The 21420-nt window shown below is 72.4% G+C and carries 20 protein-coding genes and 2 pseudogenes; 10 read left to right on the forward strand and 12 right to left on the reverse strand.

The window, feature by feature from the left end:
* Positions 1-86 precede the first annotated feature (86 nt).
* Positions 87-1109 carry an NAD-dependent epimerase/dehydratase family protein gene (locus tag OG373_RS36175; protein WP_405442888.1) on the forward strand — a complete coding sequence of 341 codons (1023 nt, stop codon included), beginning with the start codon at positions 87-89 and terminating at the stop codon, positions 1107-1109.
* On the opposite strand, the gene OG373_RS36180 is transcribed toward OG373_RS36175, so the two are convergent.
* The 3 genes from OG373_RS36180 to OG373_RS36190 all read right to left on the reverse strand — a co-directional run bounded on the left by OG373_RS36180 (position 1106) and on the right by OG373_RS36190 (position 4401).
* On the reverse strand, positions 1106-2191 hold the full coding sequence (locus OG373_RS36180; protein WP_405442889.1) for an IS630 family transposase: 1086 nt from the start codon (positions 2189-2191) through the stop codon (positions 1106-1108). The genes OG373_RS36175 and OG373_RS36180 overlap by 4 nt on opposite strands.
* Before the next feature lie 271 nt (positions 2192-2462).
* Complete coding sequence (locus OG373_RS36185; protein WP_405442891.1) at positions 2463-3575, reverse strand: sensor histidine kinase; 1113 nt, start codon at positions 3573-3575, stop codon at positions 2463-2465.
* The gene (locus OG373_RS36190; RefSeq protein ID WP_405442893.1) at positions 3568-4401 is read right to left on the reverse strand and encodes a response regulator transcription factor; all 834 of its coding nucleotides are present in this window, start codon (positions 4399-4401) and stop codon (positions 3568-3570) included. The genes OG373_RS36185 and OG373_RS36190 overlap by 8 nt, the downstream gene beginning before the upstream one ends.
* Before the next feature lie 123 nt (positions 4402-4524).
* Here OG373_RS36190 and OG373_RS36195 point away from each other — a divergent pair, with 123 nt between their 5' ends.
* The 3 genes from OG373_RS36195 to OG373_RS36205 are packed head-to-tail and all read left to right on the forward strand — an operon-like array spanning position 4525 to position 6601.
* A complete protein-coding gene (locus tag OG373_RS36195) occupies positions 4525-5241 on the forward strand; it encodes a glycosyltransferase family 2 protein (protein WP_405442895.1) in 717 nt (238 codons plus the stop codon).
* Positions 5238-5858 carry a DUF2064 domain-containing protein gene (locus OG373_RS36200; protein WP_405442897.1) on the forward strand — a complete coding sequence of 207 codons (621 nt, stop codon included), beginning with the start codon at positions 5238-5240 and terminating at the stop codon, positions 5856-5858. The genes OG373_RS36195 and OG373_RS36200 overlap by 4 nt, the downstream gene beginning before the upstream one ends.
* Complete coding sequence (locus OG373_RS36205; RefSeq protein WP_405442899.1) at positions 5855-6601, forward strand: class I SAM-dependent methyltransferase; 747 nt, start codon at positions 5855-5857, stop codon at positions 6599-6601. Before OG373_RS36200 ends, OG373_RS36205 begins: the two co-directional genes overlap by 4 nt.
* Positions 6602-6680: 79 nt before the next feature.
* Here the strand turns inward: OG373_RS36205 and OG373_RS36210 are convergent, their stop codons facing one another.
* Together OG373_RS36210 and OG373_RS36215 are read right to left on the reverse strand one after the other, a co-directional pair.
* A complete protein-coding gene (locus OG373_RS36210; RefSeq protein WP_405442900.1) occupies positions 6681-7103 on the reverse strand; it encodes a hypothetical protein in 423 nt (140 codons plus the stop codon).
* Positions 7103-8245 (reverse strand): molybdopterin-dependent oxidoreductase, encoded by a 1143-nt coding sequence (locus OG373_RS36215; protein WP_405442902.1) that lies wholly within the window; start codon positions 8243-8245, stop codon positions 7103-7105. Before OG373_RS36215 ends, OG373_RS36210 begins: the two co-directional genes overlap by 1 nt.
* Positions 8246-8358: 113 nt before the next feature.
* Between OG373_RS36215 and OG373_RS36220 the strand changes: the two genes are divergently transcribed.
* The 3 genes from OG373_RS36220 to OG373_RS36230 are packed head-to-tail and all read left to right on the forward strand — an operon-like array spanning position 8359 to position 11294.
* Positions 8359-9807 carry a glycosyltransferase 87 family protein gene (locus OG373_RS36220; protein WP_405442904.1) on the forward strand — a complete coding sequence of 483 codons (1449 nt, stop codon included), beginning with the start codon at positions 8359-8361 and terminating at the stop codon, positions 9805-9807.
* Positions 9808-9840: 33 nt separating this feature from the next.
* Positions 9841-10692 carry a metalloregulator ArsR/SmtB family transcription factor gene (locus tag OG373_RS36225; RefSeq protein ID WP_405442906.1) on the forward strand — a complete coding sequence of 284 codons (852 nt, stop codon included), beginning with the start codon at positions 9841-9843 and terminating at the stop codon, positions 10690-10692.
* Positions 10689-11294: a dihydrofolate reductase family protein gene (locus OG373_RS36230; RefSeq protein WP_405442908.1), complete on the forward strand. Its 606-nt coding sequence runs from the start codon at positions 10689-10691 to the stop codon at positions 11292-11294. The genes OG373_RS36225 and OG373_RS36230 overlap by 4 nt, the downstream gene beginning before the upstream one ends.
* A gap of 77 nt (positions 11295-11371) precedes the next feature.
* Here OG373_RS36230 and helR read toward each other — a convergent pair whose 3' ends face one another.
* Positions 11372-13534 (reverse strand): RNA polymerase recycling motor ATPase HelR, encoded by a 2163-nt coding sequence (helR, locus tag OG373_RS36235; RefSeq protein WP_405442909.1) that lies wholly within the window; start codon positions 13532-13534, stop codon positions 11372-11374.
* Positions 13535-13952: 418 nt separating this feature from the next.
* Here helR and OG373_RS36240 point away from each other — a divergent pair, with 418 nt between their 5' ends.
* On the forward strand, positions 13953-15266 hold the full coding sequence (locus OG373_RS36240; RefSeq protein WP_405442911.1) for a hypothetical protein: 1314 nt from the start codon (positions 13953-13955) through the stop codon (positions 15264-15266).
* Here OG373_RS36240 and OG373_RS36245 read toward each other — a convergent pair.
* The 4 genes and pseudogenes from OG373_RS36245 to OG373_RS36260 all read right to left on the reverse strand — a co-directional run bounded on the left by OG373_RS36245 (position 15261) and on the right by OG373_RS36260 (position 19191).
* Positions 15261-16907: an MFS transporter gene (locus OG373_RS36245; protein WP_405442913.1), complete on the reverse strand. Its 1647-nt coding sequence runs from the start codon at positions 16905-16907 to the stop codon at positions 15261-15263. The two genes, OG373_RS36240 and OG373_RS36245, sit on opposite strands and share 6 nt — an antisense overlap.
* Before the next feature lie 87 nt (positions 16908-16994).
* The gene (locus tag OG373_RS36250) at positions 16995-17195 is read right to left on the reverse strand and encodes a hypothetical protein (protein WP_405442915.1); all 201 of its coding nucleotides are present in this window, start codon (positions 17193-17195) and stop codon (positions 16995-16997) included.
* A 109-nt stretch (positions 17196-17304) separates the two neighbouring features.
* On the reverse strand, positions 17305-18156 hold the full coding sequence (locus tag OG373_RS36255) for an aldo/keto reductase (RefSeq protein WP_405442916.1): 852 nt from the start codon (positions 18154-18156) through the stop codon (positions 17305-17307).
* Between the two features lie 58 nt (positions 18157-18214).
* Positions 18215-19191 (reverse strand): annotated as a pseudogene (locus OG373_RS36260) (aldo/keto reductase).
* Positions 19192-19378: 187 nt separating this feature from the next.
* Here OG373_RS36260 and OG373_RS36265 point away from each other — a divergent pair.
* Positions 19379-19815, forward strand: a pseudogene (locus OG373_RS36265) (transcriptional regulator); the annotation flags it as partial.
* A 63-nt stretch (positions 19816-19878) separates the two neighbouring features.
* Entirely contained in the window at positions 19879-20211 is a 333-nt protein-coding gene (locus tag OG373_RS36270) for a hypothetical protein (protein WP_405442917.1), read from the forward strand.
* Positions 20212-20271: 60 nt separating this feature from the next.
* Here the strand turns inward: OG373_RS36270 and OG373_RS36275 are convergent, their stop codons facing one another.
* Both OG373_RS36275 and OG373_RS36280 read right to left on the reverse strand, forming a co-directional pair.
* Entirely contained in the window at positions 20272-20799 is a 528-nt protein-coding gene (locus OG373_RS36275) for a 2'-5' RNA ligase family protein (RefSeq protein WP_405442919.1), read from the reverse strand.
* A 105-nt stretch (positions 20800-20904) separates the two neighbouring features.
* Positions 20905-21057, reverse strand: a complete 153-nt coding sequence (locus OG373_RS36280) for a hypothetical protein (protein ID WP_405442920.1) — start codon at positions 21055-21057, stop codon at positions 20905-20907.
* Positions 21058-21420 lie beyond the last annotated feature (363 nt).

Below are 21420 nucleotides of genomic sequence, written 5' to 3' on the forward strand. Positions count from 1 at the left end.
CCGGACGGACGGCGCTGTTCTTACGGATCCGTGACGTGCGGTCCGGCGAGCGCGTCGCGGGGCCGTACCCGGCATAGCGTCGGGGCATGCGTGTACTTGTGACTGGAGGCGCGGGCTTCATCGGCTCGCACATCGTCGCCGAACTGATCGCCCGCGGGCACGAGCCGTTGGTCTTCGACCTGGCGGAGGACGGGCGGGACGTACGGGACCCGGACGCGGTGGCCAGGGCGCTGGCGGGCGTACAGGCGGTCTGTCACCAGGCGGCCAGGGTGGGACTGGGGAAGGACTTCGGGGACGCGCCCGGCTATGTGTCGGCCAACGACCTGGGGACGGCGGTGCTGCTGGCCGAGATGGCGCGGGCACGAGTGCCGAGGCTGCTGCTCGCCGGATCGATGGTCGTCTACGGAGAGGGACGCTACGAGTGCCCCACCCACGGCACGGTCCGGCCCGGACCGCGTGACGAGGCCGACCTGAGGGCGGGACGGTTCGAGCCGCGCTGCCCGGTCTGTGGCGCCGACCTGGCGCCCGGGCTGGTCGCGGAGGACGCCCCGATGGACCCGCGGAACGTCTACGCCACGACCAAGCTCGCCCAGGAACACCTTGCGTCCTCCTGGGCCAGGGCGACCGGCGGACGCGTCCTCTCGCTGCGTTATCACAACGTCTACGGGCCGGGGATGCCCCGCGACACCCCGTACGCGGGGGTGGCCGCGCTCTTCCGGTCCGCGCTCGCGCGGGGCGAGGCGCCGCGGGTCTTCGAGGACGGCGGTCAGCGGCGGGACTTCGTCCACGTGCGGGACGTGGCAGGGGCCAATGCGGTGGCGCTGGAGGCCCTGTCCGGGCCGGACGCGGCCGCCGGGTCCGCGGGATTCGCCGCCTACAACGTCGGCAGCGGCGACCCGAGGACCGTCGGCGACATGGCCGAGGCGCTGGCGGCCGCCTGCGGCGGCCCGGCCCCGGTCGTCACCGGCGAGTACCGCCTCGGCGACGTCCGCCACATCACCGCCGACTCGGCGCGTCTGCGCCGCGACCTGGGCTGGCGCCCGGAGGTCCCGTTCACGACGGGCATGGCCGAACTCGCGGCGTCCGCGGACGCCCCGAGCCCGGCCTAGTGAACTGGTTTTGAGATCCTGTCGCAGTAGCGGCAGATGCGGTCGAGGATTTGGTCGGCGGTCTTGGTCCACTTGAAGGGCCGGGCCTCGTCGTTCCAGACCTTGATCCAGCTCTCAAGACCGGCCTTGAGGTCGTCGAGGGAACAGAACACTCCGCGTGCGAGGCAGCGCCGTTCCAGCTCGGCGAACCACCGCTCGACCTGGTTGATCCATGACGAGTACGTAGGCGTGAAGTGCAGGTGGAAGCGGGGATGCGCCAGCAGCCACTTGTGCACCACAGGCGCTTTGTGGGCGGAGAGGTTGTCGCAGATCACGTGGACCGCCAGACCGGGATCGGTCTGGCGGTCGATCTCGTCGAGGAAGTCACGGAAGTCCACGGCCCGGTGCTGCGCGGACAGCTTCGTGATCACCTTGCCCGTCGCCGTGTTAAATGCTGCGAACAGATTGACGGTCCCGTGCCGGACGTAGTCAAAACTCCGCCGCTCGGGCACCCCGGGCAGCATCGGCAACACCGGCGCGGTTCGTTCCAGAGCTTGGATCTGCGGTTTCTCGTCCACCGCGAACACAGCCGCGTTGGCAGGCGGGGCGAGGTAGAGACCGACGACGTCACGGATCTTGTCGATCAGGAACGGGTCCGGAGAGATCTTGAAGGTCTCCGTCCGCCACGGCTGCAGGCCGAAGGCGTGCCAGATCCTCAGCACGCTCGCCGGCGAGATCCCCACCACCTTGGCCAGCTCCCGCTTCGACCAGTGCGTCCCGCCCGCGGGCACCTCCTCGAGAGTGCGGACCACCACCTCTTCCACCTGGGCATCGGTGATGGTCCGTGGCACCCCGGGCCGCGGCTCGTCGGCCAGCCCGTCGAGGCGGTCCCGCAGGAACCGAGTCCTCCATCTGGCCGCCGTCTTGCGCTCGATGCCCAGCCGCGCGGCCACCATCGTGTTGTTCCATCCCCGCGCGCACGCCAGCACGATCTGCGCACGCTGAGCCAGACCCTGCGCGGTCGAACGCCGCCTGGCCCAGTCCTCCAACGTCGACCGCTCGGTATCCGACAGCACGACCGGCGGCAACCTGGTGTCACCCATCCATTCAGCAGAGCGGCACAAAGCCAGCCACGTCAGGCGAACCCCAAGATCTGAAACAGAACACGACTCACGAGGCGAGCCCCGACCTCAAAACCAGATCACTAGGCCGGCTCTTCCGGATCCTGCCGGGCCCGCGGCGTCCGGCACCGCACCCGGCCGCGTTGTCGGCGCCCGAGTACGTCCAGGACAAGGGCGCCCCGCCGCCCCGCCGCCCTGCCGGGCACGGCACCGGACGCCGCGGGCTCGGCCGACAGGATCCGGAAGGGACGGCCTAGCCGGCGGCCGCGGGCAGGGTCAGTTCGAAGCGGCAGCCGCCCGAGACGTTGCGGACGTGCGCATGGCCCGCGTGGGCCTCGACGATGCCCCGGACGATCGCGAGGCCCAGGCCCGCGCCCGAGGGCGGGGTGCGGGCCGGAGTGCCGCGCCAGCCGGTGTCGAAGACGCGCGGGAGATCATCCTCGGGGATGCCTCCGCAGGCGTCGGTGACCGAGAGCACCACGGAGTCCGCGCGCCGTTCGGCGGCGATCGCGACCGTACCGTCGGCCGGGGTGTGCCGGATGGCGTTGACCAGGAGGTTCGACAGGACCCGGGTCATCTCCTTGCCGTCCACCTCCACCGGCAGCGAGGCGACCCCGTCGCCGACCAGCCGTACGCCGTGCTCGCGGGCGAGCGCGTCCGTGCCGGCCAGGGCGTCGCCCACCAGGTCGTGCAGGGACATCCGGGTGAGGGTGAGGGACAGGGCGCCCGCATGGATGCGGGAGAGCTCGAACAGGTCGCCGACCATGGAGTTGAGGCGGTCGACCTCGGTGCGGATCTGCCGGTGGTAGCGGGCGGGGTCGGCGGCCATGCCGTCCTCCAGCGCTTCCGACATGGCGCGCAGCCCGGCCAGCGGGGTGCGCAGATCGTGCGAGATCCAGGCCACCAGCTCGCGCCGCGAGGCCTCCAGGGCCCGCTCGCGTTCCCGGGAGGCGGCCAGCCGTTCGCTGGTGAGAGCCAGCTCGCGGCTCAGTGCCGTGAGCTCTGCGGGAGCGGGTATCACCGGCGCCGCGAAGGTGCCCTCCTCACCGAAGCCCCGGGCCGCGGCGACGAGTTCCCGGCAGCGCCGGACCACCTGGCGGCCCAGGAGCAGCGCGGTGGCCATCGAGACGGCGGCGGCCGTCGCGACGACCATGGTCACCACGGCCAGGTCGTGGGAGGACAGGAACATCGCCCAGGCCACCGTCAGCGTCCCGGCGAGCATCGCGGTCACGGCGACCGCGGCGACGATCGCGAGGGAGACGGCGACGCTGCGTCGGCGCAGCATCCGCAGGGCCGCGGCCCCGAGCAGTCCGGCGGCGCCCGCGCCGAGGAGGGCGTACAGGGCGATCAGCAGCAGATCACGCATGGCCGTCCTCCGCCCCCGCGGTCCCGGCCTCCGGAGCCGCCTCGAAGCGGTAACCGGCGCCCCAGACGGTCTGGATCAGCTGCGGGCTGCCCGGATCGTCCTCGATCTTTCCGCGCAGCCGCCGCACGTGCACGGTCACCGTCGACAGGTCGCCGAAGTCCCAGCCCCAGACCTCGCGCATCAGCCGCTCCCGGTCGCAGACCTGACCGGGGTGCCGCAGGAAATAGGCGAGGAGATCGAACTCCCGCAGGGTGAGAGCGAGTTCCCTGCCCTCCTTGTGGACCCGGCGGGCCGCCGGGTCCAGCGTCAGGCCCGCCACCGCGAGGCGCGGACCGCCCTCCGGAGCACCGGACGGGAGGCCGGCCTGTGCCCGGCGCAGGACCGACCGCACCCGCAGGACGAGCTCCCGCGGGCTGAACGGCTTGGTCACGTAGTCGTCCGCGCCCACCTCCAGGCCCAGGATCCGGTCGTCCTCGTCACCGCGCGCGGTGAGCATGATGACCGGGACGGGCCGGCCGCCGTTCTCCCCGCCGCCGCTCTCGCGGGCGCGCAGCCGCCGGCAGACCTCCAGCCCGTCCATCCCGGGGAGCATCAGGTCGAGGACTATCAGATCGGGGCGGTGCTCCTCGGCGGCGCGCAGGCCGGCCGGGCCGTCCGCGGCCAGGCGCACCGTGAAACCGGCCCGCTCCAGGTACCCGGCCACGACCTCCGAGACGGTCGGATCGTCGTCCACGACCAGAACGCTGCCCAGGGCGCCGCCCCGCTCGGTGTCGGTCACGTCGGCGCGGGGCTGCTCGTTCGCGCGGTCCACATTGCTCACTGCCATGACCCCAGGCTGTCATCCGCCCGGCCCCGCGTGTGGCGCGGACCCCCTCGGGCGGCACGGCGTCCGCGTTTCGTAAGGTCTGCGGGCCCCTTTTCCGACGTCCCGATTCCTACGGTGTGGAGGGTGACTTCATCAGCCAGTTCTCCGCCCCGCGCGGACCTCGTACTGCCGTGTCTCGACGAGGCGCAGGCGCTCCCCTGGGTGCTGGCGCGCGTGCCGGCCGGGTGGCGGCCCATCGTCGTCGACAACGGATCGACCGACGGCTCGGCGGAGATCGCCCGCAGCCTGGGTGCCACCGTCGTGCACGAGAGCCGGCGCGGATTCGGCGCCGCCTGCCACGCGGGGCTCCTCGCGGCCCGCGCCGACCTGGTCTGCTTCTGCGACTGCGACGCCTCCATGGACCCCGGGCTGCTCGCCGCCATGGCGGCGCGGGTCGCCGCCGGTGAGGCCGACCTGCTGCTCGGCCGCCGCCGCCCGCAGGGGCGCGGCGCATGGCCCGTGCACGCGCGCGCCGGGAACCTGGCGCTGGCGCGGATGCTGCGCCGCCGCACCGGGCTGCGACTGCACGACCTCGGACCGATGCGGGTCGCGCGCCGCGAGGCGCTGCTCGGCCTGCACCTGACCGACCGGCGCAGCGGCTACCCGCTCCAGATGGTCGTACGGGCCGCGGACGCCGGCTGGCGCGTCGCCGAGACCGACGTGCCCTACCTGCCCCGCTCCGGGAAGTCCAAGGTCACCGGCACCTGGCGGGGCACCTGGCAGACCGTGCGCGACATGCGCAAGGTGCTCGCCGAGCCGCCGGGCACCCGCTCCGCACCCACCGAAGGGGTTTCCGCATGAGCACCCTCCTCGTCATCGCCAAGGCCCCCGTCGCAGGCCGGGTCAAGACCCGCCTCACCCCGCACTTCACTCCCGAACAGGCCGCCGACCTGGCCCGGGCCGCGCTCCAGGACACGCTGGACGCCGTACTCGCCACCCCGGCCCGGCGGCGCGTCCTGGTCCTCGACGGAGCGCCCGGGCCCTGGCTGCCCCACGGCATCGAGGTCGTCCCGCAGTGCGCGGGCGGGCTCGACGCGCGGCTGGCCGCGGCCTTCGGCGGGGCCGACGGGCCGACCCTGCTTGTCGGTATGGACACCCCGCAGGTCACCCCGGAACTCCTCGCGCGGGGACTCGACTTCAGCGAGGCGGACGCCTGGTTCGGCCCCGCCGACGACGGCGGGTTCTGGGCGCTCGGCCTGGCCGAGCCCGACCCGGCCCTGCTCCTCGGGGTCCCCATGTCCCTGCCGACCACGGGCGAGGTGCAGCGCGGCCGGCTGACCGCCTCCGGGCGCGCGGTACGGGACCTGCCCGAGCTGTGCGACGTGGACACGCCGGCCGACGCGGCGCGGGTCGCCGCCGCCGTACCCGGAACCCGCTTCGCCGCCCTGCACTCCGGCCTCCGCGCGGTGACCCGATGACCGCCCAGCTCACCGAACCGGCCCGCACCGCATCCGGCCGCACAGCATCGGGCCGCACCGCATCCGGCCGCACCGCATCCGGCCGTACCGAACCCGCCGCCACCGAATCCGTCCTCACCTGGCAGGCCGACCCCTACGCCGACGCGCTGCGCTCCGGCCGGGGCCCCCTCTACCTGCGGCGCGCGGACGGCTGGCTGCTCCCGCTGGACGTGGAGCGCTGGTGCGCCGAGCCCGACGAGGCGGACGAGGGCGTCCTCGCCCGCTGCCGCGGACCGGTCCTGGACATCGGCTGCGGCCCCGGGCGCCTCGTCGCCTCCCTTGCCGCACGCGGCCACCGGGCGCTGGGTGTGGACGTCACCCCGGAGGCGGTGGCCCGTACGACACGGGCGGGCGGCAGCGCTCTGTGCCGGTCGGTCTTCGATCCGCTGCCCGGTGAGGGCCGCTGGGGCACGGTCCTGCTCATCGACGGAAACATCGGCATCGGCGGCGACCCGGCCGCCCTGCTCCGCCGCGCCGCCCGACTTGCCGCGCCGGGCGGCTCCCTGCTGGTCGAGGTGGCCACCGCCGACGTGGACGAACGCGTCGAGGTGCACGTCGACGACGGCCGCGGCGGCCAGGGAGCCCCCTTCCGGTGGGCCCGGCTCGGTGCCCGCGCCCTGTGCGCCGCGGCTCCGGACGCCGGCTGGACCCGGTCCGTGCCCTGGCAGGCCGCCGGGCGCGCCTTCGTGGCCCTGCGGCGCTGACCGACCTACGAGAAGGGGGGTGACGTGGCGAGCACGTCACCCCCCTTCCGCATCCACCGGTCGGTGCTGCGGGCCGGCGTCAGCCTTGTGGTTTCGCGGCGCGCCGCCGCGCCACCCGTCGTACGCCGGCGCGAGCTGCGACGTACCCGGCCGTGAGCACGGCGAGTGTCGCCATCGCCAGCAACCAGTTGCGCGGATAATCCAGCGGCAGCACCGTCGCGTTGGCCACGCCGCCGGGCCGCAGGAGCGGCGGCAGGGCGATCACCGTCAGCGAACCGGCGACGATCAGCGCGGCGCGCGCCGTCCCGCGCAGTCGCAGACCCGCGGCGGCGGCAACCGCCGCGACCGCGATCACCAGCGGCGCGACCAGTCCGTCGTGCACGAGGACGCCGCCCGCGAGCCACCCGGCGATCCGCCAGGGTTCGGGTTCCCGCACCAGCAGGAACCCGCCGAAGGCCATCACGACGAGACCGAAGCCGCCGACCGCGTACCGGAACACCATCACACGACCTCCAGCCGGCCGACCCATTTGGTCTGGAGCACGCCCGGCCGGTTCGGAGCGATGATCCGCGCCGGGTATCCGTGGTCCAGCGACAGCACCTCTCCGCCCAGGCGCAGCGCCAGCAGCGTGAGCGGATCCTGCGCGTACAGGCGGCCCATCTCCATCACCCGGTACGCGCCCGCCGCTTCCAGCGATACCACCCGGCAGCGCGCACCCGGGCCCGCTCCGGCGCGCTCCAGCAGGTCCCGTACCCGCACGCCCGTCCACCGGGCGGACTTGCTCCAGCCCTCCACACACGCGATGGGCAGGGTCACCTCGTGCTGTGGGAGCGCGCGCAGTTCGGCCAGCGTGAGGGTGTACGGACGCGGCCCGGCCACGGTCAGCCGCCAGTCGGCCAGCGAGGCCTCGGTGACGCGCGCGGCGGCCGCCGTACGGTTCACCGGCAGCCCCTGGGGCCCGTGGGCGGGGCTGCGGGGGGCGAACAGGTCCAGCGGACCGAGCGCGGTGACGGACTGTCCGACGGTGGTCAGGGTGACCGCGCCGACGCCGGCCGCGACGGCCGCCAGCAGCCGGCGCCGGTCCGGCCCGTCGGCCTCGGGCAGGGCCAGGGTGCCGGGGGAGCGGCGGGTGAAGTGCTCGCGGATCCGCGGCCATTGCACGGCGACGTGCAGCAGCATCGCCCCCAGCAGGAGCCAGGCGACGGCGTAGTGCACCGGTACGAAGGAGAACGGCCAGGGGTACCACTGGAAGGTGTTCAGCAGCCCGGTGAACAGCTCGAGGATCGCGGCGGCGACGAGGACGGCCACCGAAAGGCGCTCCAGGGCGTGCCGTACGGACCGCACCGGCGGCCAGGCGAAAAGCCGCGGGTAGACGGCCCACAGCTTGGCCAGGAGCAGCGGGACCGCGGCGGTACCGGAGGCCACGTGCAGGCCCTGCGTGAGCCGGTAGCCCCAGGACGGGCGGCTCGGGAGCCGGTCGGCGAGCCAGGGCGGCGGGTGCTGGAAGTAGTGGCTGAGCACGCCGGTGGCGAAACAGACGAGGATGGCGAGGCCCAGCAGGCGGCCGATGACCGTCGCCGTACGGGCGTCGTGCAGCCGCGCCCTGAAGGTGATCGGCGGGCCGTGGGGTGGAGTGAAGCGCATGAGCCCATGACACCCCCGGCCGCGCCCCGATGGGCCGTTGGAACACCTTACGGAATGCGGACATGCGGGGCTGCGGGCCCCACTTCCGGAGCGGTTGCTGGAACGCTGCGGACGTGAAACCGCGTACCGCCCCCGCCCCCGCGTCCGCCGCCGGCCGAGTCACCACGGCAGGCTCCGCCGCCACGGCCGTCACTGCCGTGGTGCTCGCCGTCCTCACGGCCGTCCTCGTCCTCACCGTCGGCCACGACGGCTACTTCACCGACCCCGCCGGGCTGTTCGGCCGGTACGCGGTCTGCTGGGTGCTGTTCGCCCTCGCCCTCCTCGCCCTGCGCAGGGTTCCGGTCGCCCACGTCCTGCCCCTGCTCCTCGCCGGGGCCGTTGCCGTCACCGTGACCGGGCTGGTGGCACCGCCCCGGACCAGCACCGATTCCTACCGCTACGCCTGGGACGGCCGGGTCCAGTCGGCCGGCGTCTCCCCCTACGACCACGCCCCGCAGGACCGGGCGGTGGCCCGGCTGCGCGACCCCTGGCTCTTCCCGACCGGAGCCGCCTGCGCCGGACCGGACCGGGCCCCCATCCCCGGTGGCCCCGTCCGGCACTGCACCCGGATCAACCGGCCCGCCGTGCACACCATCTACCCGCCCGTCGCCGAGGCGTACTTCCTCGCGGTCGACCGGCTCTCCCCGGAGGGCGCCCGGCACAAGCCGCTCCAGATCGGAGCCGGTCTGCTCTCCCTCGGCGTGACCGGTGCGCTGCTGATGATCCTGCGCCGCCGGGGCCGGGACCTGCGCCGGGCCGCCTACTGGGCCTGGTGTCCGGCGGTACCGGTCGAGGCCGTCAACAACGCGCACGTGGACGTACTGGGCGTGCTGCTCGCCGTGATCGGCCTCGGACTCGTCGCGGCGCGGGGCACCGGCCGCCGGGCGGCCGGGGGCCTGGTCCTGGGTGCCGCCGTCGCGACCAAACTGATGCCCGCCGTCGTGATGCCCGGGGCGCTGTCCGGGGTGCGGCGGGTCCGCGACGCGGCCGCCGTCCTGGTCCCCGCCGCCGCCTTCGTCCTGCTCGCCTACCTGCCCTACGTGCTCCTCTCGCACGACTCCGTCCTCGGCTACCTGGGCGGTTACGTGGACGAGGAGGGCTACGACGACCCCTCGGCCGGCTCCCGCTACGCCCTGCTGCGTCTCGTCCTCCCGGACGACTGGGCGCTGCCGGTGCTGCTCGTTGCGATGGCGGGGGTGTCCCTCCACGTGATGCGGCGCGGCGACCCGCTCCGTCCGTGGAGCGGTGCGCTCCTGGTCACCGGCTGGGCCTTCGTGCTCCTCACCCCCGGATACTCGTGGTACGCCCTGCTCCTGATCGCCCTCGTGGGCCTGGACGGGCGCTGGGAATGGCTGGGCATCGCCCTGGCGGGCGCCGCCGTCTACCTCCTCGCACCCGTCTTCGGTCACCGGTCGGCGCTGAGCGCGACCGTGTACGGGGCCGCGGTGCTCCTGGTCCTGATCGCCTCCGCGGTCCGGCGGCGGCACCGCACGCGCCGCACACGATCCGGAGATATTCCTTGACGAGAATATGCGTCGTGGAGAATACTTGGTCGCATGGACGCACTCCTCGCAGCACTGGCCGACCCGGCCCGCTGGCGGCTCGTCGGTCTGCTGGCCGAGCGGCCCCGCCCGGTCGGGGTCCTCGCCCAGCTCGCCGAGGCCCGCCAGCCGCAGACGACCAAACACCTCCAGACCCTCGAACGCGCCGGCGTCGTCACCTCCCGGCGCACCGGTCAGCGCCGCATCTACGCACTGCAACCCGAGCCCCTGCGGGACCTGGCGGCCGCGCTCGGCCGACTCGCCGACACCGCCGAGCGGGCCGGTGGACCGCGCGAGACCTTCGACCGTTACGGGATCGGCGTCGACACCGAGCGGCTGGCCGCGCTGGAGCCGGGGTGGGCCGACGGCCGCTCCTTCGCCTTCCACCGGTCGCTCACCGGGGGCCCCGACCTGGTCTGGCGCCACCTGACCGAGTCCGACCTGCTCGCCCGCTGGTGGACCCCCGACGACCTGCGCGTCGGCGAGCTCGTCTTCGAGGCGTGGCCCGGCGGACGGATCGTCCTGGAGTACCGGGACGCCGAGGACGCCGACGGCTCGGACCCGGTCGCCGGGCACGGGGAGGGCGTCGTCGACGACGTACGCCCGGGCGAGCGCCTCGCGTACCGGCTCTCCCCCCGGCTGCCCGACGGCAGCATCGCCTTCACCGCACACGTCGACTTCGACCTCCGGCCCACCGGTACCGGTACCGGCACGGACCTCGACATCCGTTACCGGATCACCGACAGCACGATCGACTCCGCCGACTTCATCGCGGGCATCGAGATCGGCTTCGGCCAGAGCCTCGACCACCTCGCCGACGCCCTCGGCGCCTCTCGGCACGCCGCACGGAAGGAAGCGCAGTCATGACCGACCCCACCGGACGCAAGGTGACCGCGAACATCGCACTCACCCTCGACGGGCGCTACAACGGGCCCGGCGGGCCCGGCGATCTGGGCGCCATCGTCCGCTACGCGACCACCGAGGTCGCACGGGACCACCTCACCCGCATCCGGGAGGGCGCGACCACGGCCCTCCTCGGCCGGCTCAACGCCGAGGGGTTCCTGGGCTACTGGCCGACGGTCGCCGAGGACGAGAACGCCGATCCGCGCGATCGGGGATACGCGAAGTGGCTGGTCGACACGGACAAGGTGGTCCTGTCGACCACCTTGTCCGAGGCGCCGTGGGACCGCACCCGCGTGGTGAACGCCCCGGCCGCCGATGTCGTCGCCGACCTCAAGGCCACCGGCGAGGGCGACATCCTCGTCAACAGCTGCCCGAGCGTCATCAAGCCGCTGCTCGCCGCGGACCTGATCGACCGGCTGTACCTCCTGATCTGCCCCGAGATAGCCGGGGGCGGGCAGCGGCTGTTCGAGGACGGCCTGCCCGGCTCCCAGTGGCGGGTGACCCGCCAGGAGACCGGGGAACTGGGCGAGAGCGCCTTCGTCTACGACCGGGTCCGGCAGGACTGAGCGCACCGTCCTGCCCGCACCGTCCTGCGCGCAGCGCCCCGACCCCGGCGCCCCGATCACAGCGTCCCGGCTCTGCGTCAGGAACTCGTGAGGACGACGAGTTGCTGCGTCGCGCGGGTCATCGCGACGTAGCGGTCGACCGCTCCCTCGATGCCGGTGCCGAAGGTCTCCGGGTCGATGAGGACGACCAGGTCGAACTCCAGGCCCTTCGACAGTCCAGGGGTCAGCGACCGGACCCGCGGCCTCGCCCGGAAGCTGCCCGCCTCGCCGGCGCGAGCGCCGATGACGCAGGCCACCCCGTCGGCGTGCGCCTCGAGCCAGCCGTCGAGGATCGAGTCCAGATCGGCGACGGATCCGTGGACGACGGGAACACCACTGCTGCGGACGGAGGTCGGCACGTTGGCGTCCGGGAGCGCTTCCCGGATGGCCGGCTCGGCCTCCGCCATGACCTCTTCGGGAGTGCGGTAGTTGATGCTCAGGGAGGCGACGCTGATCCGGTCGAAACCGATCCGCTCCAGCCGTTCCTGCCACGACTGGGTGAACCCGTGCCTGGCCTGGGCACGGTCCCCGACGATGGTGAAGCTCCGGGACGGACAGCGGAGCAGCAGCATCTGCCACTCCGCGTCGGTCAGTTCCTGCGCCTCGTCCACGACGATGTGCGCGAACGGTCCCGCGAGCCGGTCCGGGTCGACGCTCGGCAGCGAGCTCTCGTCGATCAGGCTGTCCTGGAGGTCCTTGCCGCGCAGCATCGTCACCGCACCCTCGCCGTCGTCGTCGGCCGCGAGGATGTCGTCGATGACGCCGGCCATGCGCTCGCGTTCGGCGGCCACCGCGGCGTTGTGCCGCCGCAGCCGTCGCGCCGCCTCCGGATCGCCGAGCCGCTGCCGGGCCGAGTCCAGGAGCGGCAGGTCGGACACCGTCCAGGCCCGGGCGTCCTCGCGCTGCAAGGCCGAGACGTCCTCGCGGCCGAGCCAGGGAGCGCACATCCGCAGGTAGGACGGTACCGACCACAGGTCGCCGACGAGGTCGGCCGCATCGATCGTCGGCCAGGCGCGGTCGAGCGTCCCGATCAGCTCCTCGTCGTGCCGCAGCGACCTGCGCAACGCGTCGACCGACAGGTCCTCGTCGTCCAGCTTGTCGAACAGGATCGTCAGCAGCTCCTCCCGGATCTGCTCGCGCGCCTCGTTGTGCGGGGTACCGGCTGCCGCCCGGAAGGCCTCGGCCCAGTCCTCCGGGCCCAGCCGGACGTCGGACCAGGGGGTCGTGACCGTCATCTCCTCGGTGGGCGGCTCCTCGTAGATGCCGACGGCCTTCTCGATCGCCTTCACCATGTCCGCGGACGACTTCAGCAGCGCCACCCGCGGATCGGGCTCCGCCGCAGCCCCCGCTCCCTCGGCGACGAGATCCCGCACCGTGCAGGTCTGTACGCCCTCCTCACCGAGGCTCGGAAGGACGTCGGCGACATAGGCCAGGTAGGGCTGGTGCGGGCCGACGAACAGCACACCGCCCCGACGGTGACCGAGGCGCGGGTCGGAGTAGAGCAGGTGGGCGGAGCGGTGCAGCGCCACCACGGTCTTGCCCGTACCCGGACCGCCGTCGACGACCAGCGCGCCCCGGGAACCCGCACGGATGATGGCGTCCTGGTCGGACTGGATGGTGCCGAGCACGTCACGCATCCGCGGCGACCGGCTGCTGCCCAGACTCGCGATGAAGGCGGACTGGTCGTCCAGCGCCGCGTGCCCCTCGAACCCGTCGGCGGTGAACACCTCGTCCCAGTAGTCGCCGATCCGGCCGCGGGTCCAGCGGTACCTGCGGCGGCTCGCCAGACCCATCGGGTTGGCGTGGGTCGCGGCGAAGAACGGCTCGGCCGCGGGCGACCGCCAGTCGATCAGCAACCGGCCCCCCGAGCCGTCGGTGAGGCCGAGCCGCCCGATGTACACGGGCTCCGCATCGTCCGCACGGACGATGCGTCCGAGGCACAGGTCCAGTCCGAAGCGGCGCAGGGCCCGCAGACGGCCCGTCAGCCGGTGGATCTCCACATCCCGGTCCATCGCCTCCCGGCCCAGGCCGCCGGGCGCCCGGCGCAGCTCGCCGAGACGGTCGGACAGCTCGGCGATCGCCTGCTCAAGGCTCTCCGCGAGGGCCGCGAAGTGCGCCTCGTCGCCGCCGACCAGTGCCGGGTCGGCCTTGGCGGAGAGGCGGTCGGGAAGGTCGAACGCACTGGTGGTCAGAGGGTTCATATCAGCGGCACGCACTCGGTGGATCTCCCGTTTTCGCAGGTCCTGGCTTCGAGGAGTGATTCTGCGGGACGACCGGGGCCTTGCCGCAAGCCCCCCTGTGCGCTATAAGTTGAGAGTGGAAAGAGGTGGGTTCTCCCCTTTCCCCTTGACGGTCCGCTCCGTTCGGACATCCTCCGTACCGAATTTTTCGCCGGGTGGCAGCGTGCTGCGCGCGCCGACCACCCCGGCTTTCCCCTTCGGTGCACCCCGCACCCGGCCGCGTTCATCCGTCCGGCCGAGCACCGGATGCCGCCCGGCTCGGGCCGGGGCAGGCTGTGGGGGCAAGGAGAGCCGCCACCACCGCCTGTCCCGGCGCACCTTCAGCGTCATCCATCGATCCTCCGGGATCCACGGCTCCCGACCCCGTAGGAGGTCAGCCATGCAGGGTGACGAGAGCGCCGGCGAAATCGCGGCACTGCGAGCCAGGGTCGCCGCCCTGGAATCCGAGGCATCGAGACGGACCCCGCCCAAGCACCGGATGAAGTCGCTGCTGTCCGCACTGCTGATCATCATCGGCTGTGTGCTGGCCCCACTGGGCATCGTGGCGTCCTGGACGTCCAGCATTGTGGGGAACACGGACCGCTACGTCTCCACGGTCGCCCCGCTGGCCTCCGACCCCGATGTGCAGGCGGCCGCCGCGAACCGCGTCACGGCCGCCCTCATGGAGCATCTCGACCTCGCCACACTGCTGGAGGACGTGGCTCCCGAGCAACGGCCGCTGCTCCAGAAGGCGCTGGGCAAGCTCGGCAGCTCGCTGGAGGGCGCGGTCAGCAGCTTCGTGAAGGAGAAGGCGCAGGACGTCATCGCCTCGGAGCAGTTCGAGACGATCTGGACCAACGCCAACCGCACGATCCACGCCTCGCTCGTCAAAGCTCTGACCGGCAGCGGTGACGGCGCGGTGGAGATCAAGAACGATGCGGTCACCGTCGACCTCGCGCCGGTCATCGAGCAGGTCAAACAGCGGCTCGTGGACGCCGGGATGGGCGTCGCGGCCCGGATCCCCGAGATCCACACCGACTTCACGGTCGTGCAGTCCAACGACATCGGCAGGGTCAAGACGGGCTTCCGGCTCCTCGAGATCCTCGGCCTGTGGCTGCCGATCATCGCCGTGCTGCTCGTCGCCGCGGGCGTCCTGCTCTCCGCCCACAGGCGCCGCATCCTGGTCACCGCCGCCCTCGCGGTGGCGTTCTCCGTCGCCGTCCTCGGCCTCGGGCTGACCGTCTTCCGAACCGTCTACCTCAACGCCCTCCCGGACACCGTCTCCCAGGCCGCGGCCGGCTCCGTCTACGACGCGATGATCCGTCTGCTGCGCACGACGATCCGCATGGTCGTGGTCCTCGGCATCGTGATCGCCCTCGCCGCCTGGCTCTCCGGGCCGGGCAAGTACGCCACGGCGGCCCGCCAGATCTGGCACTCCGGCATCGTCGCCACCCGCGCCACCGCCGACCGGATGGGTCTGCGCACCGGCCCGGTCGGCCCGTTCATCCGGCGCCACCGCGCCTGGTTCACCTGGGGCCTGGTCGCGATCGCCGTCATCGTCTACGTCCTGTGGTCCTACCCGACCGGCTGGGTGGTCCTGGGCCTGGCCCTCGCCCTGCTCTTCGCCCTCGCCGTCACGGACTTCCTCGCCGAGGACACCTCCGCCCCCGTCGACGGGACGGACAAGAAGACCCCGAGCCCGCATCCGTCATGACGTGGCGCCGGCCGGGTCGCGTGCAGCGCCCGGCTGGGTCGCCGGAATGCGCTGGGTGAAGAAGAGCGCGACCAGCGCGGCGAGAGCGAGGATGCCGAGCGCGGCCCGCAGTCCGTCGATCCGCGCCTCCTCGTTCGCGTCCAGCGCCGCCTGCGCCACCGCCGGGTCCGTTCCCGCCTCTTCGAGAGCCGTGGTGAGCTGTTCGTCCGACAGGAACGGGGCGGTCCCGGCGAGTGCGGTGTGCGCCTGGCTCTTGACCTCGGCCGGGATCGCCGGGTTCTGGTCGATGGTGGCGAGGAACGACCCCGTCAGCACCGCGATCATGATCGACCCGGCGACGGCGGTGCCGATCGAGGCCCCGAGGTTGGTGACCGTGTTCTGGATGCCCCCGACCTCGGCCGTCTGCTCGTCCGGTACGGCCGACACGGTGACGGCCCCGAGCTGCGAGGCGAGCGCCCCGATCCCCAGCCCGATGAGGAGCATCGGCACGGTGACGACCTCCGGGCCGGAATCCGGGGTCAGGGCGGCCATCAGGATGACGGCGCCGGCGAACATCACCAGGATGCCGAACCGTACGACCCGCCGGGGCGAGGCGTTCGGGCGGAACTTGGGGATTCCGATCGCGGCGGCGAGCAGGGTGATGGAGAGCGGCAGGATCAGCGCGCCCGTGTGGAGGGCCGACAGGCCGAGCGCCACGGACAGGTAGAGCGGGACGACGAAGAACACGCCCATCTGCACGAGGTACTGGAAGAAAAACATCGTCAGCCCGCCGGAGAGCTGCTTGTTCCGCAACAGTTCCGGGTCGACGAGCGGTTCGACACCTCGCGCCACCAGGCGGGTCTCCCAGCGGAAGAACAGCCAGACCAGCGACAGCCCGGCCAGCACCAGCCAGACGACGGGCGAGAGGTGGAACCAGGAGGGGCCCCCCGGCTTGGGCTGGAACCACCCCCATTCGCTCGTCCGCAGCACGCCGAACACGAACAGCCCGATGCCCGCCGCGGACAGGAGCGCGCCCGGTACGTCGATCCGCGGCCGGTGGTCCGGGGGCGCGTCGGCGATCCGGCGGGCCAGCAGCAGGATGACGAATACGACCACGACCTCGCCCGCGAACACCCAGCGCCAGGAGAAGAAGGTGGTCGCCGCACCGCCGATGAGCGGTCCGACCGCGATCGCCACCGCTGCCGCCGCCGCGACGAGACCGTACGCGGCGGGCCGTTGCTCCTTGTCGAAGTTGGATGCGACGAGCGCCACGATGGCCGGCAGGATCAGCGCCGCTCCCACACCCTCCAGGAACGACCAGCCCAGCATCAGGACCGGCAGGTTCGGGGCGATCGCGGTGGTGAAGGACCCGAGTCCGTAGATGACGCAGCCGATCATGAACGCCCGTTTGCGGCCGATGAGCGCGCCGACCTTGCCACCGCTGATCATGAGCATCGCCATCACCAGCGTGTAGGCCGTGATCGCGCCCTGCATCCCGCTCACGGTGGTGCCGATGTCCTCGGCCACCGTGGCGATCGAAACGTTCATCACCGAGCTGTCCAGGGCCATCAGGAACTGCCCGGCCGCGAGCGTCAGCAGGATCAGTCTCGTGTTCCCCGCATTCCCCGCCGTCCCGGCCGGGCCCGCCTTCGACGCTGTCATGGGCGCAGCGTGCCACGACCGCGGGAGGCGGCCGGGCACCTCGCCCGCCGCGTCAGCCGACTGGCGGTAGCGGTGGCCCGGTCCGGCTCAGGCCGCGCCGGGGTCCGGCCCGCCACCCACGCACGGGCGGACGCGCGCCCTTGCGTCTGGAAGCTCCCGCACCGTCCCGCGTGTCGGTGTCCTGTTCCGGACGGTGCGCCGGACGGTCGCGTCGTAGTCGTAGTCGTAGTCGTAGTCGTGGGGGTAGGGGGAGGCGCCGTGCTGCGGTGAGGACGGCTGGGTGGTCACGGTGGGCTCCTCCCGGTGAACCGTGAGGGCGGGGCGGGGCGGGGGCCGCGGGCGTTCGCTCGGGTCGCCCGCGGCCGACGGGGTGTTGTGGGGCGGGCGTTCGGCCCGCTCAGTTCTCCAGACGGCGCTTGCTGAGCCAGGCGACCATCTCGGGGTCGCGGTGGTCGAAGAACAGCGTCCTGCCGGTGTCGAGTTCGGCGATCTGCGCCATCCGGTCGTCGGTGAGTTCGAAGTCGAAGACGTCGAAATTCTGTGCCATCCGGTCGGGGCTGACCGACTTGGGGATGGTGACGATGTCCCGCTGGATCAGCCAGCGGAGTACGACCTGGGCGGCGGACTTGTCGTGCGGTGCGCCGATCTCGGTGAGGACGGGGTGGGTGAACAGGTCGTTCCTGCCTTCGGCGAAGCCGCCCCAGGACTGGTGCTGGACCCCGTGCTCACGCATCAGCTCCTGGTCGGTGGTGCGCTGGAAGAAGGGGTGGGTTTCGATCTGGTTCACCGCCGGGGTGACCTCGTTGTTGAGGATGAGGTCCAGGAGCCGGTCGGGGTAGAAGTTGGCGACACCGATCGCCTTGACCAGGCCTTCCCGGTGGGCGGCCTCCATCGCGCGCCACTGGCCGTACACGTCGCCGTACGGCTGGTGCATCAGGTACAGGTCGACGTGGCCCAGGCCCAGCTTGGTCAGGGACGTCTCCAGAGCACGGCGGGCGTTGTCCTGGGCGGGTGCGTCCTGGATCCACAGCTTGGTGGTGACGAACAGCTCCTCGCGCGGGATCTTGCTGTTCTTGATGGCGTGGCCGACGGCTTCCTCGTTGCCGTAGGCGGCCGCGGTGTCGAGGAGCCGGTAGCCGGCCGCGAGGGCGTCGGCGACGGCCTGCTCGGTCTGCTCCGGCGGGATCTGGTAGACGCCGAAGCCGAGGATCGGCATCTCGATGCCGTTGTTCAGGGTGACGGTCTGCACGGGATCTTCCTTGTCGTTCGCTGGGTCCGAGTCGTCGGACGGAGAGTGGCGGGCGTGGTCAGCGTTCGAGCATCTGCGCCTGCGCCTCGGTGTGGGTCTCGCCGGCGGCGGGCGGCAGGCTGCTGAGCTTGCCGATCTGCTCGGCAGTCAGCGTGACCGTGTCGGCGGCGGTGTTCTCCTCGACCCGGCCGACGCGCTTGGTACCGGGGATCGGGGCGATGTCGTCGCCCTGCGCGAGCAGCCAGGCCAGCGCGACCTGCGCCGCACTGGCACCGACCTCGGCGGCGACGGCCTGGACCGCGTCGGCGATCGCCAGGTTGCGCCGGAAGTTCTCACCGGTGAAACGAGGGTTGTCGCGCCGGAAATCGTCCTTGTCGAACTGATCGGTGGAACGGATCGTGCCCGTCAGGAAGCCGCGCCCCAGCGGCGAGAACGGCACCAGGCCGATGTTCAGCTCACGCAGCACCGGGAGCACCCGTTCCTCCACGCCCCTGGTCCACAGGGAGTACTCCGACTGCACCGCGGTCACCGGGTGCACCGCGTGGGCGCGGCGGATGGTGTCGGGACCGGCCTCGGACAAGCCGAAGAAGCGGACCTTGCCCTCGGCGACCAGCTCGCCGACCGCGCCGGCCGTCTCCTCGATCGGCGTGCCCGGTCGACCCGGTGTTGGTAGTACAGGTCGATGTGGTCCGTGCCCAGCCGCTGGAGAGATCCCTCGACCGCGGTGCGGATGTTGGCAGGACCGCTGTCGAGGTTCCACGGACCCTCGCCCGCGTGCGAGACCAGGCCGAACTTCGTCGCCAGCACCACCCGCTCGCGTCGGCCCTTCAGTGCCCGGCCGAGGAGCTCCTCGTTGGTGTACGGGCCGTAGATCTCGGCGGTGTCGATCAGCGTCACACCCAGCTCCAGCGCCCGGTGCACCGCCCGGATCGACTCCGCCTCATCGGTGCCGGACCCGGTGTAGCCGTGGGTCATCCCCATCGCACCCAGACCGATCCGGGAAACCTCCAGATCACGCAGCTTGATGTATCGCATCAGCTCTCTCCGCTCCGTCGTCTTCTCCGGCCGTACCCACCCTGGACGCCAACCCGTACCCGCTCACCGCGACGCGCGGACACGGACGGCGATTCACCGTCGGCTGCCGGTCGGGCGCCCACAGGTCGTCGTTCACCCGCCCTCGCGCTCTTTCGCGTCCGCAGGCAGGGCGGGCTGTTCGGGGGTAATGACAGGGCCCCCACCGCACGACCGCCCGGGTCGGAGCGGTGTCCAGCAGGCCGGCCTCACCGTCGGCTCCGGACTGCGCCGCACGCCGGGGCCGCGCCGCGAGGATCTGGCCACCCTCGCCGGGATCGGCATCGACTACTACGTACGCCTGGAACGCGGCAAGGAGACCCGCCGGAGTCGCTGCGCCCCAACCCGGCGTACGTGATCAGCCGCAGCACGGACATGCTGGCCTGGAACCCCGGCGGCCTCGCCCTCTACGCGGGGCTGGAGGACTGGCCGGCCAAGCACCGCAACCTCGCCCGCTACCTCTTCCTCCACCCCACCGCACGCACCTTCTTTCCCGACTGGGACCGCCGGATCACCGGCTGCGTCGCCCGGCTGCGCGCCCTGGCAGGAACCGCACCCGATGCCCCCGACCTGACCTACCCGGTGGGCTAACTGCTCCTCGAGAGGCCCGACTTCGCCGGTCTCCGGGAGCGGCCCGGCAGAATGCGGTGGATGGACTATCTGGTGGTGTTGTTGGCCGAGGCCCGGTGGTACCCGGTGGGGGTCGGGGTGGTGGCGGTGGTGGCGTCGGTCCGCATGTACCGGTTGTTGAGGCGGGCCCTGTTCCTTCCCGGGGGGCGCAGCCAGTCGTTCGGTTTCACCGAGGTGTTCGCCGTGGTGGTGCCGCTGCCCGCTGCCGTCCTGCTGCTGTACGCGCCCGTGCTGTACGGCCGGATGCTGGGGATGCCCGTGGCCCTGGGGGGTGTGGGTACGGCCGTGGCGTGGGCGCTGGGGATCGTCGCGGCGGTGGGTGTGCTCGCCGCCGGGACCCGCGCCCGCGACTGACGCCCGCCCGTACAGGGGCTGGCTGTACCGGAATTGGCGGGATGGACTGGCGGACGGTGTTCACCGTCCGTGCGGCCCGCCGAGCGGCGCGGTGAACCGCGGCCGCCAGCCTTCCTCCGTCAGCACCACCAGCTGGAGCGCCGCCGCGCGGGTGCGCAGTGGCAGCAGACCGCCGACCGCGGCGCGGACTCGGGCGGCGGTTGTCGGGTCGTCCGCACCCATGGCCACCGTGACATGGGCGGCGGGCCGCGCCCCGTAGCGGCCTCTGTACGGGCGCAATCCCGGCCACTGGGCGTGGAACGCATCGACGATCGGCTGGAGTTGCGGAACGGCGACGCCGACAAAGCCGGACGCCGTCACGAGCTCCTCCAAGAGGAGATCAGCTGCCGGAAAGCTCGCTGCAAGGGAACGCGCACCCTTCTCGTCCTGACCTGTCAGCGCCGACTCCGGCACGAACGGGTAGAGGAGCGAGACGTGCGCCGGAATCCCAGGACGCACCAGGACCGGGTCGATCCGCCACGCAGCATCGAGCAGCGGGGCGGCATCGGGCAGAACAATGACGACGGCAGTGGTCCCGGGCTCTGGCACTCCATCATCATCGCAGGCCAGGTACGAGAGCCGACACTGTCGGACTGGGGTTGTGGGGTGGTAGAGGGTCTGGCCCCGGCGGGACCCGTGGGTGTTCGGCTTCGCTCAGGGGGTGGGGGTCTGGTGGTAGCGGATGCTGGGGCCGGGACGGTAGCGGCTCAGGAAGGAGGGGCGGTGCGGTCCTTCGACGAGGGCGAGCAGGAATTCGGTGACGGGGCCGGGAACCTCGTGCCATACGCCGTCCTCCGTCTCGACCACCAGTCGCCAGTCGCCAGTCGGCCGGATCCGGTTCCTCGGGGAGGAAGTAGTAGACGGTGCCGTCTTCTTCTCCGCCCCACTCGATCAGGCCGCCCGGCCGGGGGTGGAAGGGGAACGGGCAGCGGCCGGGATCGGTGAGGTGCAGGTCGCACTTGCCCCCTGACCGGGGCCAGAGCCGTTGCAGCTCGTCCGGCGTGCCGTCCACGGGCCGGTCCATCCAGAGGAATCCGTCGAAGGCGCCACAGTGACCATGCCCGAGCAACTCTCGCATGCGGGTACGACAGCGCGATCAGGAGGCCGGGGCCGCCACTCTTCGCTCACCGGCTCGCCCACTCGACCCCCGGCCCCTCTTGATCGAACTGA

The sequence above is a fragment of the Streptomyces avidinii genome, assembly GCF_045161815.1.
Classification (GTDB): domain Bacteria; phylum Actinomycetota; class Actinomycetes; order Streptomycetales; family Streptomycetaceae; genus Streptomyces; species Streptomyces avidinii.

What these genes read in the sequence shown, in the direction of transcription:
- OG373_RS36230 (WP_405442908.1), top strand. Translation starts at nt 10,689, where the DNA reads ATGACCGACCCCACCGGACGCAAGGTGACCGCGAACATCGCACTCACC.
- OG373_RS36240 (WP_405442911.1), top strand. Translation starts at nt 13,953, where the DNA reads ATGCAGGGTGACGAGAGCGCCGGCGAAATCGCGGCACTGCGAGCCAGG.
- OG373_RS36210 (WP_405442900.1), bottom strand. Translation starts at nt 7,103, where the DNA reads ATGGTGTTCCGGTACGCGGTCGGCGGCTTCGGTCTCGTCGTGATGGCC.
- OG373_RS36175 (WP_405442888.1), top strand. Translation starts at nt 87, where the DNA reads ATGCGTGTACTTGTGACTGGAGGCGCGGGCTTCATCGGCTCGCACATC.
- OG373_RS36180 (WP_405442889.1), bottom strand. Translation starts at nt 2,191, where the DNA reads ATGGGTGACACCAGGTTGCCGCCGGTCGTGCTGTCGGATACCGAGCGG.
- OG373_RS36215 (WP_405442902.1), bottom strand. Translation starts at nt 8,245, where the DNA reads ATGCGCTTCACTCCACCCCACGGCCCGCCGATCACCTTCAGGGCGCGG.
- OG373_RS36205 (WP_405442899.1), top strand. Translation starts at nt 5,855, where the DNA reads ATGACCGCCCAGCTCACCGAACCGGCCCGCACCGCATCCGGCCGCACA.
- OG373_RS36225 (WP_405442906.1), top strand. Translation starts at nt 9,841, where the DNA reads ATGGACGCACTCCTCGCAGCACTGGCCGACCCGGCCCGCTGGCGGCTC.
- OG373_RS36200 (WP_405442897.1), top strand. Translation starts at nt 5,238, where the DNA reads ATGAGCACCCTCCTCGTCATCGCCAAGGCCCCCGTCGCAGGCCGGGTC.
- OG373_RS36270 (WP_405442917.1), top strand. Translation starts at nt 19,879, where the DNA reads ATGGACTATCTGGTGGTGTTGTTGGCCGAGGCCCGGTGGTACCCGGTG.
- OG373_RS36245 (WP_405442913.1), bottom strand. Translation starts at nt 16,907, where the DNA reads ATGACAGCGTCGAAGGCGGGCCCGGCCGGGACGGCGGGGAATGCGGGG.
- helR (WP_405442909.1), bottom strand. Translation starts at nt 13,534, where the DNA reads ATGAACCCTCTGACCACCAGTGCGTTCGACCTTCCCGACCGCCTCTCC.
- OG373_RS36185 (WP_405442891.1), bottom strand. Translation starts at nt 3,575, where the DNA reads ATGCGTGATCTGCTGCTGATCGCCCTGTACGCCCTCCTCGGCGCGGGC.
- OG373_RS36190 (WP_405442893.1), bottom strand. Translation starts at nt 4,401, where the DNA reads ATGGCAGTGAGCAATGTGGACCGCGCGAACGAGCAGCCCCGCGCCGAC.